Origin of the sequence: Stenotrophomonas humi, assembly GCF_001431415.1 — a bacterium.
In the GTDB taxonomy this organism is placed as follows: Bacteria; Pseudomonadota; Gammaproteobacteria; order Xanthomonadales; family Xanthomonadaceae; genus Stenotrophomonas; species Stenotrophomonas humi.
This window is the reverse complement of sequence record NZ_LDJI01000004.1, coordinates 38764-57232: the sequence shown is the minus strand read 5'-3', so window position 1 is coordinate 57232 and position 18469 is coordinate 38764. Positions and strand designations below refer to the sequence as shown.

General features: G+C 64.1%; 12 protein-coding genes. 5 read left to right on the top strand and 7 right to left on the bottom strand.

The window, feature by feature from the left end; all coding sequences use genetic code 11:
- Window positions 1–146 precede the first annotated feature (146 nt).
- From zwf to eda, 5 genes are all read left to right on the top strand, one after another.
- A complete protein-coding gene (zwf, locus tag ABB26_RS01600) occupies window positions 147–1586 on the top strand; it encodes a glucose-6-phosphate dehydrogenase (protein ID WP_057631827.1) in 1440 nt (479 codons plus the stop codon).
- A complete protein-coding gene (gene glk, locus ABB26_RS01595) occupies window positions 1583–2590 on the top strand; it encodes a glucokinase (RefSeq protein WP_057631826.1) in 1008 nt (335 codons plus the stop codon). The genes zwf and glk overlap by 4 nt, the downstream gene beginning before the upstream one ends.
- Window positions 2587–3306, top strand: a complete 720-nt coding sequence (gene pgl / locus ABB26_RS01590) for a 6-phosphogluconolactonase (RefSeq protein ID WP_057631825.1) — start codon at window positions 2587–2589, stop codon at window positions 3304–3306. The genes glk and pgl overlap by 4 nt, the downstream gene beginning before the upstream one ends.
- A gap of 154 nt (window positions 3307–3460) precedes the next feature.
- Window positions 3461–5377 (top strand): phosphogluconate dehydratase, encoded by a 1917-nt coding sequence (gene edd, locus ABB26_RS01585; RefSeq protein ID WP_057631824.1) that lies wholly within the window; start codon window positions 3461–3463, stop codon window positions 5375–5377.
- Between the two features lie 54 nt (window positions 5378–5431).
- On the top strand, window positions 5432–6091 hold the full coding sequence (eda, locus tag ABB26_RS01580) for a bifunctional 4-hydroxy-2-oxoglutarate aldolase/2-dehydro-3-deoxy-phosphogluconate aldolase (RefSeq protein ID WP_057631823.1): 660 nt from the start codon (window positions 5432–5434) through the stop codon (window positions 6089–6091).
- 220 nt (window positions 6092–6311) lie between these two features.
- On the opposite strand, the gene ABB26_RS01575 is transcribed toward eda, so the two are convergent.
- From ABB26_RS01575 to ABB26_RS01545, 7 genes are all read right to left on the bottom strand, one after another.
- Window positions 6312–9434 (bottom strand): discoidin domain-containing protein, encoded by a 3123-nt coding sequence (locus tag ABB26_RS01575; protein ID WP_057632007.1) that lies wholly within the window; start codon window positions 9432–9434, stop codon window positions 6312–6314.
- Between the two features lie 159 nt (window positions 9435–9593).
- Window positions 9594–10430 carry a carbohydrate ABC transporter permease gene (locus tag ABB26_RS01570; RefSeq protein WP_057632006.1) on the bottom strand — a complete coding sequence of 279 codons (837 nt, stop codon included), beginning with the start codon at window positions 10428–10430 and terminating at the stop codon, window positions 9594–9596.
- Window positions 10431–10441: 11 nt separating this feature from the next.
- Complete coding sequence (locus ABB26_RS01565) at window positions 10442–11323, bottom strand: carbohydrate ABC transporter permease (protein WP_057631822.1); 882 nt, start codon at window positions 11321–11323, stop codon at window positions 10442–10444.
- Window positions 11320–12600 (bottom strand): sugar ABC transporter substrate-binding protein, encoded by a 1281-nt coding sequence (locus ABB26_RS01560; protein ID WP_425477232.1) that lies wholly within the window; start codon window positions 12598–12600, stop codon window positions 11320–11322. The genes ABB26_RS01565 and ABB26_RS01560 overlap by 4 nt, the downstream gene beginning before the upstream one ends.
- Window positions 12601–12610: 10 nt before the next feature.
- Window positions 12611–14143, bottom strand: coding sequence for a glucoamylase family protein (locus ABB26_RS01555; protein ID WP_245626116.1), 1533 nt, complete (start codon window positions 14141–14143; stop codon window positions 12611–12613).
- Between the two features lie 201 nt (window positions 14144–14344).
- Window positions 14345–17314 (bottom strand): TonB-dependent receptor, encoded by a 2970-nt coding sequence (locus tag ABB26_RS01550; protein WP_057631819.1) that lies wholly within the window; start codon window positions 17312–17314, stop codon window positions 14345–14347.
- An 80-nt stretch (window positions 17315–17394) separates the two neighbouring features.
- Window positions 17395–18414 (bottom strand): LacI family DNA-binding transcriptional regulator, encoded by a 1020-nt coding sequence (locus ABB26_RS01545; protein ID WP_425477231.1) that lies wholly within the window; start codon window positions 18412–18414, stop codon window positions 17395–17397.
- Between the last annotated feature and the right edge of the window lie 55 nt (window positions 18415–18469).

Below are 18469 nucleotides of genomic sequence, written 5' to 3'. Positions count from 1 at the left end.
AAACCCCCGCCCTGTCGCGATCCGGACCATGGACACCCCCGCTGCGACGCCCCGCTCCGCGGCCAATCGAACATACGCTACCCACTGGGCCAGCGCCTCATCACGACCAATTGACAACGATGTCACCAGCACACGAAACTCGGACCATGCATGACACCCTCTTCCTGTTCGGTGCCACAGGTGATCTGGCCCAGCGCTATCTGTTCCCCTCCCTGTTGCGCCTGCTGGGCGATGGATTGCTACCGGAAGACTTCCGCGTGCGTGCACTGGCGCTGTCGCCGCACGACACCGACAAGTTCCGTGACCTGCTGCGCCCGCGCCTTGAGCAGGCCATGCCGCAGGCCAGCCAGGGCGACATCAACAACCTTCTGGCGCGCATCGACTACCGCTCGGTGGACCTGCGCAACGCCGAATCGGTGGCCGAATCGGTCAAGGACCTGGTCCATCGCAGGTGCGTGAGCTATCTGGCGATTCCGCCGGGCCTGTACATCTCCACCTGCGAAGGCCTGGCACTGGGCGGGGCGCTGACCGCGCCGAACCGCCTGATGCTGGAAAAGCCGATCGGCTCCGACACCGACAGCGCTGAAGAAATCCTGCAGTCCATCGGCAAGCTGGTCGACGAAGACCGCGTATTCCGCCTGGATCACTACCTCGGCAAGGCGCCGGTGCAGAACCTGATGGCGCTGCGTTTCGGCAACACGCTGCTGGAGGCGGTGTGGAACCGCAACTTCATCGAGTCGGTGCACATCCTGGTCGCCGAGAGCGATGGCGTGGATGGCCGTGATTCCTATTACTCACGCTCCGGCGCGCTGCGCGACATGGTGCAGAGCCACATCCTGCAGCTGCTGTGCCTGGTGGCGATGGAGCCGCCGGCATCGCTGGAAGCGGACCGCATCCGCGACGAAAAGGTGAAAGTGCTGCGCGCCCTGCGCCCGCTCGACGCCAAGCACGCCGCCAAGGATTCGGTACGTGGCCGCTACACCGCCGGCACCATCAACGGCCAGCCGGCACAGGCCTACCAGCCGCCGGAAGGCAGCGAGGCGGAGACCTTTGTCGGCGTCACCGCCCACATCGACAACTGGCGCTGGGCCGGCGTGCCGTTCCATCTGGTTACCGGCAAGCGCCTGCCCGAACGCACCACGCGCATCGAGGTCAACCTCAAGCCGGTGACGCATTGGCTGTTCGAGCGCCCGGACCGCAAGCATGCCCAGCCCAACCGTTTGACCTTCCAGTTGCAGCCGCAGGAAAACATCCAGCTCGGCCTGATGAGTTCGCTGGCCGGCCCGGAATGGGGCGCGCTGGAGCTGCAACCACTGGAACTGGAACTGTCCGTGCCGACCGGCCTGCATCGCCGCATCGCCTACGAACGCCTGTTCCTGGATGCCTTCAACGGCAACCACGCGCTGTTCGTGCGCGATGACGAAGTGCGTGCGGCCTGGGCCTGGATCGACAGCGTCAGCGACGCATGGAAGGCAGGCGATCTGCCGATGGAGCCCTACCCGGCTGGCAGTTGGGGCCCGTCGCAGGCACATCAATTCCTGCCTGCCGCTATCGTTGCCGAAAACCGCACGGAATCCGGGCTGTGAGCCAAGCGGCCAACGCGGTGCTGGTGGCCGACATCGGCGGCACCAACGCACGTTTCGCGCTGGCGGATATCTCCGCCAGCGTTCCGCTGGACCAGAACAGCATCGACGAATATCCGGTCACGGAGTTCGCCTCGCTGGCCGATGCCGCCGCGCATTACCTGCAGCAGCAAGGCACCACCGCCAGCAGCGGCGTGTTCGCCGTGGCCGGGCGTGTGGACGGCGATGAAGCCCGCATCACCAATCATCCGTGGGTGATTTCGCGCTCGCGCACGGCAGCACAGCTGGGTTTCAGCGAGCTGCACCTGATCAATGACTTCGTCGCCCAGGCCATGTCCATCGCGCTGCTCGGGACACAGGACGTAGTACAGATCGGCGGCGCCAGCTGGTCACCGGCACCTGCCGGCGAATCCCGCAACTACTGCGTGCTCGGCCCGGGTACCGGTCTGGGTGTTGGCGGACTGGTGGCGCGCGATGGCCGCAACTATCCGCTGGCCACCGAAGGCGGCCACGCCAGCTTCGCCCCGGCCTCACCGGAACAGATCCGCATCCTTGAAATCCTTTCGGCACAGTTCGGGCGCGTTTCCAACGAGCGCCTGATCTGCGGCCCGGGCCTTGTCAACATCCACCGGGCCCTGAGCGAAATCGCCGACACCGACCCGGGACACCTGCAGCCGGCCGACGTCACCGCCCGCGCAACCGAAGGTGATGCCGTCGCGGCGCGCGCGGTGGAAGTATTCCTGGAAATTTTCGGTGCCGTCGCAGGCGACGCCGTACTGGTGCAGGGCGCATGGGACGGCGTGTTCCTGACCGGCGGGCTGGTACCGCGCCTGCTGCATCAACTGCAGCACTCCGGCTTCCGCCAGCGCTTCGAGAGCAAGGGACGCTTCTCCGCGACCATGTCGCAGATTCCGTCCATGGCCATCACCCATCCCTGCCCTGGCCTGCTCGGTGCCGCCGCTTACGCGGTGGACATGCAGCGGGCCGCTTCTGGAGCAATCGCATGACCGCCGCCGTATCCGACCGCATCACGCTCATCCGCCACGCCAACGAGGCCGAATGGATCGAAGACGTGGCCAAGGAGATGGAGACGATCCTGACCCAGGAAATCCAGCAGCGTGGCCGCGCGCGCATGCTGCTCTCCGGCGGCACCACACCCGCACCGATCTACGAACTTCTCGCTGAGCAGCCACTGGAATGGGCACGCATCGAGGTGGGCCTGGCCGACGAGCGCTGGCTGTCACCACAGGATCGCGACAGCAATGCATGGCTGGTGCGCAACAGCTTCATGAATCTGGCAGAAGGCGCGCATTTCGATCCGCTGGTGCGCGTGGGCCTGCCCATCGCCGAATGCGTGCACAGTGCCAACCTGCTGGCTGCACATTCGCAGCCGGCCTGCCTGGTGGTGCTGGGCATGGGCAATGACGGCCACACCGCGTCGTTGTTCCCCGGCTCGCGTGACCTTGGCCGCGCACTGCAGAGCAACCAGACCTACGCCTCGCTCGATGCCAGTGGCTGCCCCGTCGCCAAGGACTGGCACCTGCGCATCACCCTGACACCGCACGGCTTGGCGCCGATCAACAACCGCCTGCTGCTGTTGCGTGGCAAGCAGAAGCTGGAAGTGCTCAACGCCGCAATTGAATCCGGTGACGTGCATACCTATCCGGTACTGGCTGCGGTCAACGCGCCCGGAAGCAAGCTGCGCGTACATTGGTGCGCGTAACAACAGGGCACAGGGACATGGAAATCGGGACCGAAGGATTTGGATCGTTCTGATTAAGCGACGCCTTGAACCGAGCTTCCGCAACCCACGCATGCAAATGCACCTGCCTCTGTCGTTCCCTGTTCTCCAATCCCCATTCCCAGCCTAAAAGCCAATGAGCCTGCATCCGAAAATCCATGCCATCACCGAACGCATCCGCCAGCGCAGCGCCCCGTCGCGCGCGGCATATCTGGCGGGCATCGATGCCGCCCTGCGTGAAGGTCCGTTCCGTGCGCGCCTGAGCTGCGGCAACCTGGCGCATGCCTTCGCAGCCTGCGGCCCCACCGACAAGAGCCGGCTGCGCGGCGACGTGACGCCGAACCTGGGCATCATCACCGCCTACAACGACATGCTCTCGGCCCACCAGCCGTTCGAGCATTACCCCGAACTGATGCGCGATGCCGCGCGCGAGATCGGCGCCACCGCACAGGTGGCCGGCGCCGTGCCGGCCATGTGTGACGGCGTCACCCAGGGCCGTGGCGGCATGGAGCTGTCTCTGTTCTCGCGCGACATCATTGCCCAGGCCACCGCCATCGGCCTGAGCCACGACATGTTCGACGCGACCGTCTATCTGGGCGTGTGCGACAAGATCGTGCCCGGCCTGTTGATTGGCGCACTGGCCTTCGGCCACCTGCCGGCGGTGTTCGTGCCGGCTGGACCGATGACGCCGGGCATTCCCAACAAGAAGAAGGCTGAGGTCCGCGAACGTTATGCCGCGGGCGAAGCTACCCGCGAGGAGCTGCTGGAAGCCGAATCGGCGTCTTACCACGGCCCGGGCACCTGCACCTTCTACGGCACCGCCAACTCCAACCAGGTGTTGCTGGAAGCGATGGGCGTGCAGTTGCCGGGCGCTTCATTCGTCAACCCGGAACTGCCGTTGCGCGATGCGCTGACCCGCGCCGCGACCGTGCGTGCGCTGGAAATCTGCGCGCTTGGCGACGACTTCCGCCCGTTCGGTCATTTGATCGACGAACGCGCCATCGTCAATGCCGTCGTTGCACTGATGGCCACCGGCGGCTCCACCAATCACACCATCCACTGGATTGCGGTGGCGCGTGCGGCCGGCATCGTGCTGACCTGGGACGACATGGACGAACTGTCGCAGATCGTGCCGCTGTTGGCCCGTGTCTATCCCAATGGCGATGCCGACGTGAACCGCTTCGCCGCAGCTGGCGGCCCAGGCTTCGTGTTCCGCGAGCTGATGGACGCAGGTTTGATGCATGACGACCTGGTCACCATTGCCGAAGGCGGCATGCGCGCCTTCGCGCAGGAACCGCGACTGATCGACGGCAAGGTGAGCTACGTGCCTGCCGTGGCCGAAAGTGCCGATGAGGAAGTGGTGCGCCCTGCGTCCAATCCGTTCGAGGCACAAGGCGGCCTGCGTCTGCTCAAGGGCAACATCGGCAGCTCGCTGATCAAGTTGTCGGCGGTGAAGCCGCAGTACCGCACCATTGAGGCACCGGCCGTGGTCGTGGATGCACCGCAGGTGTTGAACAAACTGCATGCAGCCGGTGCCTTGCCGCATGATTTCGTGGCGGTGGTGCGTTACCAGGGTCCGCGCGCCAACGGCATGCCGGAACTGCATTCGCTGGCGCCGCTGCTGGGCCTGCTGCAGAACCAGGGCCGGCGGGTTGCACTGGTCACCGACGGTCGGTTGTCGGGGGCATCAGGCAAGATCCCGGCCGCCATCCATGTCACGCCGGAAGCCGCGCGCGGCGGCTCCATCGCCCGCGTCCGCGAAGGCGACATCATCCGTCTCGACGGCGAAGCCGGCACGCTGGAGGTGCTGGTGGATGCAACCGAATGGGCATCGCGCGGCATCGCCGCCAACACCGCACCGGCCGGCAACGACATGGGACGCAACCTGTTCGCCATGAACCGCCGCATGGTCGGCCCCGCCGATCAGGGCGCGGTGTCGATCTCCTGCGGCCCGGCACGCCCGGATGGCAGCGTCTGGGAATACGACGCCGAGTACGAGCTTGGCCACGATGCCGCAGCCGCTGGCGCTCCGCACGAAGCCAAGGACGCTTGATCCCCGCGCGCTGCCACGATTGCAGCGCGCTCCCCGTATCAGTAAAGGAACACGATGAGCATTGCCCAACATCAGGATCGCGCCGAGCAGTTGTTGACCGCAGCCGGCATCCTGCCAGTGGTCACCGTCCATACGCTTGACCAGGCGCGCGCGGTCAGCGCTGCGTTGCTGGAAGGCGGCCTGCCGGCCATCGAACTCACCCTGCGCACGCCGGTGGCGATGGAAGCGCTGGCCATGCTCAAACGCGAACTGCCCGACGTGGTGGTGGGCGCTGGCACCGTATTGACCGTCGATCAGATGCAGCGCTCCATTGATGCTGGTGCTGACTTCCTGGTGACGCCGGGCACGCCTGCACACATGGCCGATGCGCTGGCCGCCGCACAACTCCCGGTGGTGCCGGGCGCGGCGTCGCCGACCGAACTGCTGGCACTGGTCGCGCGCGGCTTCCGCATCTGCAAGCTGTTCCCGGCCACGGCCGTGGGTGGTCTGGCGATGATCAAGGGTGTCGCCGGGCCGATCCCGGAGCTGAAGCTGTGCCCCACCGGCGGCATCACCGAAGCGACGGCTGGCGATTACCTGTCGCAGAAGAACGTGGTCTGCATCGGCGGATCGTGGATGGTGCAGGACGCATGGATCCGCGAAGGCAACTGGGATGCGGTGAAGCAGTCGGCCGCGGCCGCGGCGGAAATCGTGAAGCGCGCCCGCGCGCTCTGAGTTTTACAGGTACGACGGTAGATCTCCCTCTCCCTCCGTCTACTGACCTGCGCCTCGGAGTTCGAGGCGCAGTTTTTGTTTGCAGGGTCCGATGGGTGAGCGGGTTGGCAATCCATCACTGTAGAGCGGAGCCATGCTCCGCTGGGGCATTGTTCGCAACCCGATGACGCTTTGCATGGCATGGCCCGGCGCTACAGGAGCGCTTGCATGGCTCGGGAGGTCAGCGACGGCTGCGCTCGCTGCGGCGCAGCTCGGCGGGAATTTCGATTTCGACCTTCGCTGGCAAAGTAGTGATGCGCAGTTCGTTGGCCATCCATTCCACCGGCTCGCCGTTGACGGTTGCCGTGCCCGGCGTGCCTGGATACGGCCACGGCAGCACCAACCCACCTGCCTGCAACTGCAGGCCTTCAGGGACCTGCAAGGTCAGCTGCTTGTCACTTCGAACAAGGCTGTACTTCACCGTCCCGTGTGCGGTGTGCAGGCCGTCGATGGCGATGCCCTTGCCACTCAGCCAGGCGGCCGACACACCGGCTGCCAGCACGATGGCGTCATCCACTTCGCGTTCGTAGGCAAACATGTCCAGTGCGGAGCGAACGAAATCCGATGCCACCCAGGCATGCGGCAGATCGCCGACGAAGAACGGCTTGCGCGGGGTTGAGGACACCACTTCCGCCCACTGGTTCCAGCCTTGCGGTGCCCGATCCTTGAAGAAGTAATCGCTGGCCTCGGTCGCCCGGGCGCGCCACCCCAGACGCACGAAGGCGGCGACATTGCGCCATTCGTAAGGCGTGTAGTCCTTCCACTGGCGCTTGCCATCGCGGCGTTCCACGAAGTGCGCCCAGTAACGCTCGAAGGTGTTGTTCAACGCAGGCTGCGGCAAGCGCCCCTGTTCGCCGCCCGGCGCCAGTGAGATCGTGGTGGAGGTGGCATCGAAGTCACCCAGTTCCACCGAGCCCGGCAGGTAGTCGATCCTGTGGGACTGCATGGTCGCCAGCAGTGAGTCGTTCAGATCCTGGCGGAACTGATCGCGCGAGGCCGCCATCACCAGCGCCTCCTCTTCCAGACCAAGCGCGGCCGCCATGTCGGCTGCGTCCTTGTAGCCACGCAATGCCCAGAAATCGTCCCAGTACGAATGCACCGGCTTGGCCGAATAGCCTTCGTGACTGATCGAGGCCGGCATCATCCCGTAGAAGCCCGGATGACGCGCACGATTCTCCTCGGTGCGCTCGCTCAGCCGCAGAGTTTCCATGTACTGCCACGCGCCCTGCACATGCGGCCACATGCGTTGCAGGAAGGCGAGATCACCGGTGTGTCGCCAGTATTCGGCGATGGTGTAGATCAACTCGCCGTGGCTGTCGTTCTCCGGTACCGGATCGCTGCCACGCGCGTCCACGCAACACGGCACCATGCCGCTCTCGAACTGGTACGGCGCGTACCAATCCACGTACTGGCGCACGGCATCGTCGCGCCCCATCCGCAGCAGACCTTCCGAGATCATCGCGCCGTCACGTATCCAGCTGCGGGCGTAGGAACGGGTTCCGGGCTGCAGGCTGGGACCGACGCGCGAGATCAACATGTGTGCCAGCGCCGTGCGTAGCGTATCGGCCAACGGCTTGCCGGCGTCCGGCAACTGCAGCTGCACCTGGTCGAGCTTCTGCCGCCACATCGCGGCGACCTGCTGCTGCGCTTTGTCGGCATCGAACGCAGCCGGCATGCGCCACTGCCCGGTCTGCGGCAATACCAGCGCGACTTCCCTGCTCTGCCCCGGATCGAGCTTCAGCGTGTACACCATCGCGCCGGAAGCCAGCCCGGTCGGATCGTTTACCTCATGCGAACCGGGCAATTGCCTGTCGGACAGATGGGTGACATCCAACTTGCCATCGAAGGTACTGGCAAAGGTTTCATCCGGCTTGGTGACCGCAAATGCACGCGGCTGGCCGTTAACGGACACCTGCCCGTCCTGCATGGCCAAGCGTTCAATGCGGCTGACACCACCCACGGTATTGAGGAACTGGCTGGGTGGGTTGACCTGGAACGGGCGCACCGCCAGGGCCAGCTTGTACTCGTGTACCACCTTGTCGGTGTTGCTCAGGCGATAGCGCGCCACCAGCTGCGCCTGATCCGGCTGCCCCTGCACGAAACCGGTGACACGCAGACCAAAGTGATCATGTTTCCAGTCAACAGAAGGCACCGGCAGATAGCCGTCCTGCAACGACTGCGTGGCACTGACATCCGCCCAGCCCAGCACCTTGCCATCCAGCACAACGAACGGCTCGATGCTGAAGCCGGACTTGGCCGCCTCCAGCGCACCATCCTCGCTCATCAACGCCTGCTCGCGGCCGCCGTCCAGGCCCAACAATGTCCAATACGATTGCTCGCCACTGAAGCCGCGCGGCAGCGACCCGCGCGGCAGATCGGCACCGACCGCACGGATGAAATCGTTCGTCGTGTTGGCAAAGGACAGCGGCTTGAGGCTGATGTCACGGATGCCATAACGCCAGCTGGGGCCGTCCTCCAGATCGAAGCGCAGGTAGCGGGCCTCGGTTTCCGGTAACGCCAGCCAATCGCGACCGCCACCACCGGTGGTGACTTCACGCAGCTTGTGCCAGTCGCGCCCGTCACTGGATGCCTGCACCACGTAGTGCGAGGCCTCCAGGCCCGGCACCCACTGCACCACCGCACCGCCAAACTCGCGCACCTTGCCCAGGTCCAGGCTGATGGTCTGGTGCTTCACGCCGCCGCTGATCCACATCGTGTCCGGCTTGCCATCGGCGATACGCTGCTGCAATGCGGTGGCGGTGTCGGCGATGACGGTCGTGGTCAGGGCCGAGGTGTCTTCCTTCGGCAACGGCTGCAGGGTCAGTTGATCGAAGCACACCGTGCCGCGGCCGCCGACCTTGCTGTAGATGGTGAATTCCACCGCCGCGCTGCGTCGCAGTGTCTTGTCTTCACCCGGCCCCCACGCCTTCTCGATATGGCGCTTGCGGTAGTCCACCCGCGTCCAGCGCTTGGGGAACTGATAGCCGGTGCGGTTGACCCACCACACGTTGTCGCCGCTGGCGTCGATGAGTTTGAACTGCAGGTCGTTGGCCGGCGAATCACCGCGCAGTTCGAAGGAGACCTGATAGTTTTCCGGCCAGGTGACATCCAGCTCACGACGGATGCCGGCGTAGCCGGAAACTTCATGGAAATCGTAATCCAGACACAAGGCGCGACCGTTGTTGCCACTGACCGGTCGCAACGAACCACTGACCTGCGGCGAGGTGATCAACTGCCAGGCGTTGACATCGTCGAACTTCGACAGAACCGCTGCCGCAGCCGGCAGGCTCGTGCCCAGCAACATCGCAAACAGCAGACAGACGGCGCGCTTACTCATCACCAGCATCTCGATTCATGCCCAACAATCCGGGCCGGATTTTCGCAGAGAACGACGCCCTGCGTGACAGTTGTTTCATTGGCAAACAGCGAAGTGCGGCCGTGCATCCAGGCAAACAACATCACCTCATCCCTTGACGCTACCCAACAGCAGGCCCTGGATGTAGTAGCGCTGCAACAACAGGAACAACAACAACACCGGCAACACCGTCACCACCGCGCCAGCCATCATCATCTCGACATCCATGATGTGCTCGCGCGACAAACTGGCCAGCGCCACCGGCAGCGTGTAGTGCTCCTGGTCGGTAAGCACGATCAACGGCCACATGAAGTCATTCCATGCGCCCATGAAGGTAAAAATGGCCAACGTCACCAGCACCGGCTTGAGCATCGGCAGCACGATCTGGAAGAAGATGCGTGCTTCGCTGGCGCCATCGATGCGTGCGGCCTCCAGCAGCTCATCCGGAATCGACCGCGCATACTGCCGCACCAGGAAGATGCCGAACACGCTGGCCAGCGCCGGGATCACCACGCCGCCGAAGGTGTTTACCAGGCCCATCTGCTTCATCAGCAGGAACAACGGCAACATCGCTACCTGCGCGGGTATCACCAGGGCCGCCAGCAGCATCTGGAATATCCGCTCACGGCCGGCGAAACGGAGCTTGGCGAAGGCATAGCCGGCCAGCGTATTGAACAGCAGCGAGCCCAAGGTGATGCCAACCGAAACCAACAGGCTGTTGATGAAGTTGCCGCCCATGCCGGTGCGTGCGAACAGTGCCTGATAGTTGGCCAGCGTGGTCTGCGCCGGCAGCAGCGGCGGTGGGAACTGCGAGGCCTGGCCGCTGGGCATGAACGACACCGACACCATCCACAACAGCGGCGCCAGACTGATGAGCGCCAACAGGCCCAGCCCGCCATTGATCCACCACGCATGCCAGCGTGACTGCCCGATTTCACGTGCCATGCCGACCTGGCTCATACCAGCTCCTTACGCTTGCCGAAGCGCAGCATCAGCGTGGTCACCGCCAGGATGATCAGGAACAACAGGAACGCCACTGCCGAAGCACGCCCCAGGTTCCACCACTTGAAGCCTTCCTCGAACATGAAATACAGCACGCTCACCGTGCTCTGCAGGGGATCACCGCGGGTCATCACGTAAGGCTCGGCGAACAACTGGAAGTAGCCGGACACGGTGATCACACCAACCACCAGCAACACCGGCCCCAGCATCGGCACGGTGATATGCAGGAACTGCTGCCAGCGCGACGCGCCATCGATGCGCGCGGCTTCGTACAGGTCCTTTGGAATGGCCTGCAAGCCGGCCAGGAAGATCACCATGTTGTAGCCGAAGTTCTTCCATACCGCGAAACCGATGATGGTTGGCATGGCCCAGTGCGGGTCACCCAGCCAATCCACCGGGTTGATGCCCACCTGCCCCAGCCCCCAGTTCACCAGCCCATAGCGGGTGTGGAACAGGTAGCGCCAGATCACCGCTACCGCGACCAGCGTGGTCACCACCGGCGCGAACAGCGCGGTACGGAACAATGCCTTGAAGCGGGCAGCCGGCGCATTGAGCAACATCGCCGCACCCAGAGACAAACCGATGGAAAGCGGCACGCCCACCACCACGAAGTACGCGGTGTTGCCTAGCGCCTTCCAGAACATCGGCGTCTGCAACAGGTCGATGTAGTTGCCCAGGCCCGCGAACCGCAGGTTGTGCGGGTCAGCCAGCGCGTACAGGTCGAAGTCGGTCAGACTCAGCGCCAGCGCCGATAACACCGGCAAGCCGAAGAACACACCGATCACGATCAAGGCCGGTGCAGCGAACAGCCAGCCGGCGAGCGAGCGCTGCTTCATCGCGCGCCCTCGGCCGTTGTCGCTTCGGCGCGCTGTTCCATCAGCCAGCGGCGCTTGGCGAGGATCTCATCAACCTGCTGATCCAGCTGCTCCACCGCCCGGTCCTGCGGCAGCCCGCCACGCACCACCTGTTCGGTGACGATGCGCATCTGCTGGGCGATGCGCTCCCACTCCAGCACCTTGGGCGTCGGCTTGACCCGCTCCAACTGGTCGGCGAACGCCGCAGTCAGCGGATCGCGGGTCAGTTCCGGCGCGTTCCAGGCGCTGCGACGCGGCGGCAGATCCCCGATGATCTTGTAGAACCGCTGCTGGATCGCCGGCCGCGACAGGAATTCAATCAACTTCCACGCGGCCTCCTTCTTCTGCGAAGAACGCATCACCACCAGACTGGTACCGCCGGCAATGCCCGCACCCGGGCCATGAGGACCCGGCAAGGCCGTGGTGCCCCACTCGCCCTCCAGACCGGCGGGCTGGCGTTGGCGGAACTCGCGGATGTTCCAGGGACCGGACAGATAGAACGCGGTGAACCCCCGGAAGAATTCATCCCAGACGTTGGATATCTGCGTCTCGGACATCTTCGGCGCCCAGCCCTGCTGGAACATGTTGTCGTAGAAGGCCAGCGTTCGCCTGAAGCCGGGGCTGCGGAAATTGCCCAGCGTGTCCCGCTCACGCAGCAAGGGATCGCTCTGCTGCAGGGCGAAGGACAACTGCGGCTCGAACTCGTTGAGCGGCATCAGCACCGGATAGCGCTTCGGGCCCATCAGCTTCTTCAGCGCGGCATTCATCTGGTCCCACTCAGCCCAGGTGCGCGGTGGGTGATCAAAGCCGGCCTGGCGCAGCAGATCCTTGCGGTAGAACAACAGCCGCGTGTCCACGTACCAGGGCACGCCGACCAGCTGCCCATCCACCACGTTGGTGTCCCAGATGCCGGGAAAATAATCCAGCGGCTTCACCACCGACGAGGCATCCACGTAGGGCTGCAACGGCGTGAGCGCCTGCAGCGTGGCGAACTCGGCGATCCACGTATTGCCCAGTTGGCAGACATCGGGAAGCCCATCCGCGGCATACGCGGTGAGCAGCTTCTCGTGCGCGGCGGTCCATGGAATGTTCTGGATCTCGACGCGGATGCCGGGGTTCTCGGCCTCGAACTCGCGGATCAACTCGCCGACCACTTCGGCTTCACGCCCCATCGCCCAGAACCGCAGCGTGACGCCCTCCTGCGGCTTGGCGCAGCCGGCCAACACCAGCATCAACAGCATCATGGCCAGCGCGCGGATCATCACCGGCTCACGGCTGCTTCGGCTTGGATGAAGGCGTTGCCACGGTCGCCGCCTTCTGCTCGGCAGCGGCCGCGGCACGCGACTCGGCGATGCCCGCAGCACGTGCCGAGGCAGCCTTCTCGTCCTTCCGTAGCGGCTGGAAACTGTCTTCCGGCGCCAACCAGCCACCGGTGAAACCCGCCCGCTCCAGGCCCTTGCGGATGTACGGGTTCTTCTTCATCACCTCCCATACGAACTCATTGCGGTAGTTGGCAATGCCGGTGAGGATCGGCCCCTGGTCGATGGCGATGTAATCGCTGGCCACCCAGCCACGGTCCGGAATCAGGCGCCCGGTCTTGAGCGGAATGTCGTAATTGAAGCTGGGGTTGAATGAATCCAGGAAGCCGTAACTGGAGTACAGGTAGTCACCGAAGCGCTGATGCATCTCCACGGTGGCCGGGATCACCACTTCCGGGGCGAACGGCAGCGACGACACCGCTGCCGACGGCACGATGGTGCCATCATCGAAATTCTCGCGCAGGCCAGCGCCACGCGCCGAGTAATGACGGAACTGGCGCTGCTCGCCACGGTATTCCTGGGTGGTGTTCTGCGGGCCGTCACCCGCGGTCAGGCCCCACACGTTGGCGCTGTACTCGCGCCACTGCATCGGGTTCTCGATGGCGTATTCGCGTTGGGCCAGGGTGGCACGCCGGCTGTTGAGGAAGTAGTCGATGCCGCGCTCGCGCATGTAGGCATCCTGGATGTCGCGGAAATCGATCCAGACGTGGCTGTACTGGTGGCCGAACAACGGCCCGAACGCCAGATACTCCTGCCCTTCGTACACGCCCCAGTCGTTGTCGTAGGTGCGCGTCCAGACCGTCCAAGCATCCGGCTCGACCGGATGCGTCGGCGAGCCGAGGGCAAGGATGTACAGCATCATCGCCTCGTTGTAGCCCATCCAGTCGTGCTGGATGAAGCCGCTCTCCGGGAACCAGCCCATCGACACCAGCGGCTTGTTGCGCTGCAGCCACTGCCAGTCCACGCGTTTGTAGAGGCTGTCGGCGATCTGGCGGATTTCCTTTTCGCGCGCATCGTCGCCGTCGTAATACGTCTGTGCGAACAGCACGCCCATCAGCAGCAGCGCGGTATCAACACTGGACAGCTCCACCCAGCTGTCGTAACGGCGTCCTTCCTGCATGTCCAGGAAGTGATAGTAGAAACCCTTGTAGCCGGCCTTGCCGGTGCGCTGCGGGCCGGTCGGCAGATCACGGAAAAAGCGCAACGTGGTCAGGGTGCGCTCCACGGCCTGGTTGCGGCTTACCCAACCGTTCTCGATGCCGATGGGGTACGCGGTCAATGCAAAGCCCACCGAGGCGATGCTGGCGAACGGCCGCGACGGATAGCGGTCCGGCGTCAGCCCGTTCTGCTCGTTGGTGGTGTCCCAGAAGAACTGGAACGTGCGCCGTTCGATGTCATCGAACAGCGGCGGCAGCTCGGGCTTCATCGGTCGCGGTGGCAGATCGGCTTCGATCAGGATCACCTGCGGTAACACCTTGGGCATCGGAGGTTCCGGCGCCTTGCCGCACCCCGCCAACAGCGCCAGCCCGAAACCGGCAACGACACAGGCCAACAATTGGGTGGTGCGTGACTTGCTCAAGACGACATCCATGAATAAGAAATCAGGCTGTCACCAATGGGTGACAGAGAACACGAAAAGCCAACGGGTTGCCCCGGCCGCCATCACGCGGCCGGAGCTGACCGTTTACCAATCCAGTCCGAACGACAGCTTGAAGGTCCGGGTCTGGAACTGATCCCAACTGCTGACCACATTGGTATCCCAGTTGATGCCGTAACCGCCCCAATTGGTCCAATTGAAGGCATTGAGGATGTCGGCACGCACCTTCAGTTTCAGGTCGGTGCCGGTGTCCCAGGTCTTGGTCAGCGACATGTCGAACTGCTTGAAGCCCAGCGAACCATCCGGCTCCCAGCTGTGCGGTCGCTCATAGCCACCATAGGCTGCGGTACCGTCGATATCCCAACGCTTGATCTTGCTGGCCAGGGTCAACTTGCCGGACACACTCATGCCCCACGGCAGGTCGGTGAAGCCACTGACCACCAGGCGATGACGCGGCGTCCATGCACCGTCGTACCAGCCGCCCTGCGCGAAGTACCAGCCGTACACCGGATCCTTCTCGTGGATGTTCTGCTTGGCATCGGTGAGCGTGTAGGCAACGTTGAAGTTCCACGGACTCTCGGCCGTGTACGGTTTGTCCAAACTCAACAGCAACGCGGTGCTCTTGGATTCAAACCCGTTGGTGGCCACGATCAGCGAGCCCAGTCCCGGCAGCCCCGGCGCGCTCCAGGGACTGCCATTCGGGCCGTATGCGTCGCCATCGGGGTAGCGATTGCCGCGCGAGATCAGCAGGCCGTCCTTGTAACGGGTGTGCTGCAGCGTGGTCGAGCTGTTCCAGTCCAGGCCGCCCAGGTTGAAGCTGTTGCGGATGCCCAGGCTGATCTGGTCCGAATGCGGCGTCTTCAGATCGTTGTCGAACATCCACACTTCACGACCGGCTTCGGTCGCGTTGACCAGCGACATCAGATAGTCGCGATCCAGCAGTTGCGGGTTCCAATCCAGGCAGTCGCCACCCACGGCGCAGGCATGACCAGGCGAGTTGATCTTGAAGCGGCGGGTCGGGAACGAGGCCTTGCTGCGTTCCAGCTGCAGGTAGTCGAACAGGTTGCGGTCGTAGGACCGGCCGATGCCGCCGAACACCACATGCCGCTCGTCACCGGTCAGGTCATAGGAGAAACCCACACGCGGCTGGATTGCATCCTTGAACGGCTTACGGTTGTTGCCGGTGCTGATATAGCGGTTGATGTCGATGCCACCCAGCGCCAGTGTCTGCGCGTAGGTCTGCCCCGGTGCGTTTCCTGCGCGCGTGTCCACCGTCGACAGCGAGGCCAGCACGTCCGGCGCGGTGGTGTAGTCCAGGTAGGAGGGTGTCTTCTCGTAATCCCAGCGCAGGCCGAGGTTCAAGGTCAGGCGGTCGGTGACGTCCCAGTCGTCCTGGATGTAGAGGCCGAATTGCTTGTTCTTGGAGGTGACCGCGCCGCCACCGGTACCCACCGCCGGGCTGCCGAAACGCACGAAGTACGGAACGTCGCCGCCCTGGCGGATGTCGTAATAGAACTGCGGGTTGTAGGGCTGCTGTTCGGTGGTATCCAGGTCGACCTGCTTGTACTTCACACCGAACTTGAGCGTGTGGCCTTCCCAGCCGAAGAAAGTGGTGTCGTTCTGGAACGACCAGCCCTTCTGCCCCTTGTCCTGCAAGCCACCTTCACCACCGCCGATGCGGTAGATCTGCTTGCCATCGTCGCCACTGCCGTCGGTGAGCACCCGGCCGTTGTCGAAATTGATCGGCGCTTTGGTCCAGAACGCTTTCTCATAGGTCAGGTGAGCGTCGTTGAGCCAATTGGTGTTGGAGTACTGCCAGCGCAGGTCGTAGCGGTCTTCCTCGACGCCGGTATCGGTGCCGTAACTGCGCGCACTCTGACCACCCACATTGCCGATCTCGCTTTCCTCCCGGCGCTTGTAGGTCAGCTCGACCAGATTCTCATCGTTGATCGACCAATCCAGCTTGCCGAAGTACAGGTCTTCCTTGAATGGCGTCGCCGTCGCACCGAGCTGGTCGCGCCATGCCTGCGGCAGGTCACCCGGCAGACGGCCTTCGCCCGGCTTCAGGTCCTGCGGCGCGTTGTATTCCTTGCCCTCATAGGTGACGAAGAAATGCGCCTTGTCCTGCACTATCGGGCCACCGAAGGAGGCGCCATACTGCTTTTCGCCGGAGCGGGTCTTGCCGACGCCGTTCTTCTCGCTTTCGCGCGGCTCGCGCCAATCCTGGTTGGTGTAGTCCCAGAAGAACGAGCCCTTGAATTCGTTGGTGCCGGATTTGGTCACCGCCGTCACCGCTGCCGAGCTGATCTGGTCGTACTCGGCCTTGTAGTTGGAGGTGATGACCTTGTATTCACCGATGGCCAGCTGCGGGAACGGATTGCCGCGACTGGCGTCCTGCCCGGTGATGCCACCCTGGGTGACATAGTTCTTCTGGCCGACGCCATCGATATAGACGTTGACGTTGTTGGCGCTCTGCACACCGCCACGCAGCTTGGTCGATCCATTGGCCGGGTTCTGTTCGAACGCCATGCCCGGAACGGTGTCGGCAAAGGCAAGGAAGTTGCGCGTTCCCTGCGGCAGCGCCTGGATCTGCTGCGGCGTGATGTAGGTGGCGATTTCCGACGTCTTGGTCTCGATCGGCGCCTGCGCGGTCACCTGCACCGCATCCAGCGTGGTGGCTGCCCCGCCCTGTGCGGTTTCGCCCACACCGCCCACGCCCAGGTTCACGGTCGCGGTCTGGCCCACCTGCACGGTGATGTTCTGGGTGCTGGTCTTGCCGCCGGCGCTGACATCAACGCGGTAGGTACCCGGCGGCAGACCTGCCAGCGAATAGCTGCCACTGGCCGTGCTCTGCACGCTGCGGCTCAGGCCGGTGGCGGTATTGGTCGCGGTCACCTGCGCCTGTGCGGCCGGTGTCGAATCGGTGGTCACCTGGCCACGGATGGTGGCGCCGGTGCTCTGCGCAAATGCGGGGGCGGCGCCCAACAACAGGCAGCCAGCCAATGCACAGCAGAGCAGCTTGCGCGGCGGAGCGTTCTTCAACGGGTCAATTCTCATGTTTCAACTCTCTCCTCGGCGGCAGTCTGGGGGCTGCCAGGAATTTGGACTAAAGGGGGGTGCCCGGTGCGCTCACGGGGTCAGGAGGGGCCACGGGCAGCGGTCGAATCACGCACGACCAGGCTGGGAGTCAGGGTGATGCCATGCACTTCGCTGGCGTCTTCGTCGTCAATCTGCCGCACCAATTGCTGCATCGCTCTTTCTCCCAACTCGGCGATGCTCACCTGCATCGTCGTCAAGGAGGGGTGAACAAAGCGTGCCAGCGGGATGTCGTCAAAGCCGGCCAGCGCCACCTGTCCGGGCACGTGCACCCCAGCATGGGCGAACGCGTACAGGCATCCCAGCGCCATCATGTCATTGGCCGCAAACACCGCATCAGGCAGGGTTTCGCGCTTGAGCAAAGCCATACCGGCGCGGTGGCCGCTGGCTTCATCGAAGTCACCGGGCAACTCGATCGCCTCGCTACCGCCAGCCTGTGCCGCCATGGCATCGCGAAACCCGCGCAGGCGCTCCTGTGCATCATGGTTCTGCGCCGGACCACCGATGAACGCGATGCGGCGGTGGCCTTGCGCCAACAGATGCTCGGTCATCGCCACGGCGCCTGCATGGTCATCAATGCTGAACACCGCATGCTGGCCATCCGCCAAAGGCGTGTTGATCAACACCGTCGGAATGGTCGCAGGCAGGCTTTCAAGCAGGAAACCGGCATCGCCGGCATAGGGTGAGAGCAGCAGCAGGCCGTCCACGCGACCGCGCATCGTCTGCAACACCGTGCGCTGCTGCTGTGGATCACCGTGATAGCTGGACACAAGCAGGTGCCGGCGATGGGCGCTGGCCACACCGTCGATACCGCGCATCAATTCGGAAAAAAACTCGCCATGCAGGTCCGGCAGCACCACGCCAACCGTCTGGGTGCTGCGGCTGCTCAGGCTGCGGGCGGCGGCATGCGGCGTGTAGCGCAGCCGGTTGGCGACTTCCAGCACGCGGGTGCGGACCGCCTGCGCGACATTGTCATGCCCGTTGAGGGCACGCGACACGGTAGCAACGGAGACGTTCGCCTCGCGGGCAACATCCTTGATGGTGATTGCCGTTTTTGCCACCGTCATGCCCTCCGCAGCACGGTTGGGCGGAATGTAAACGTTTTCAATTGCATCT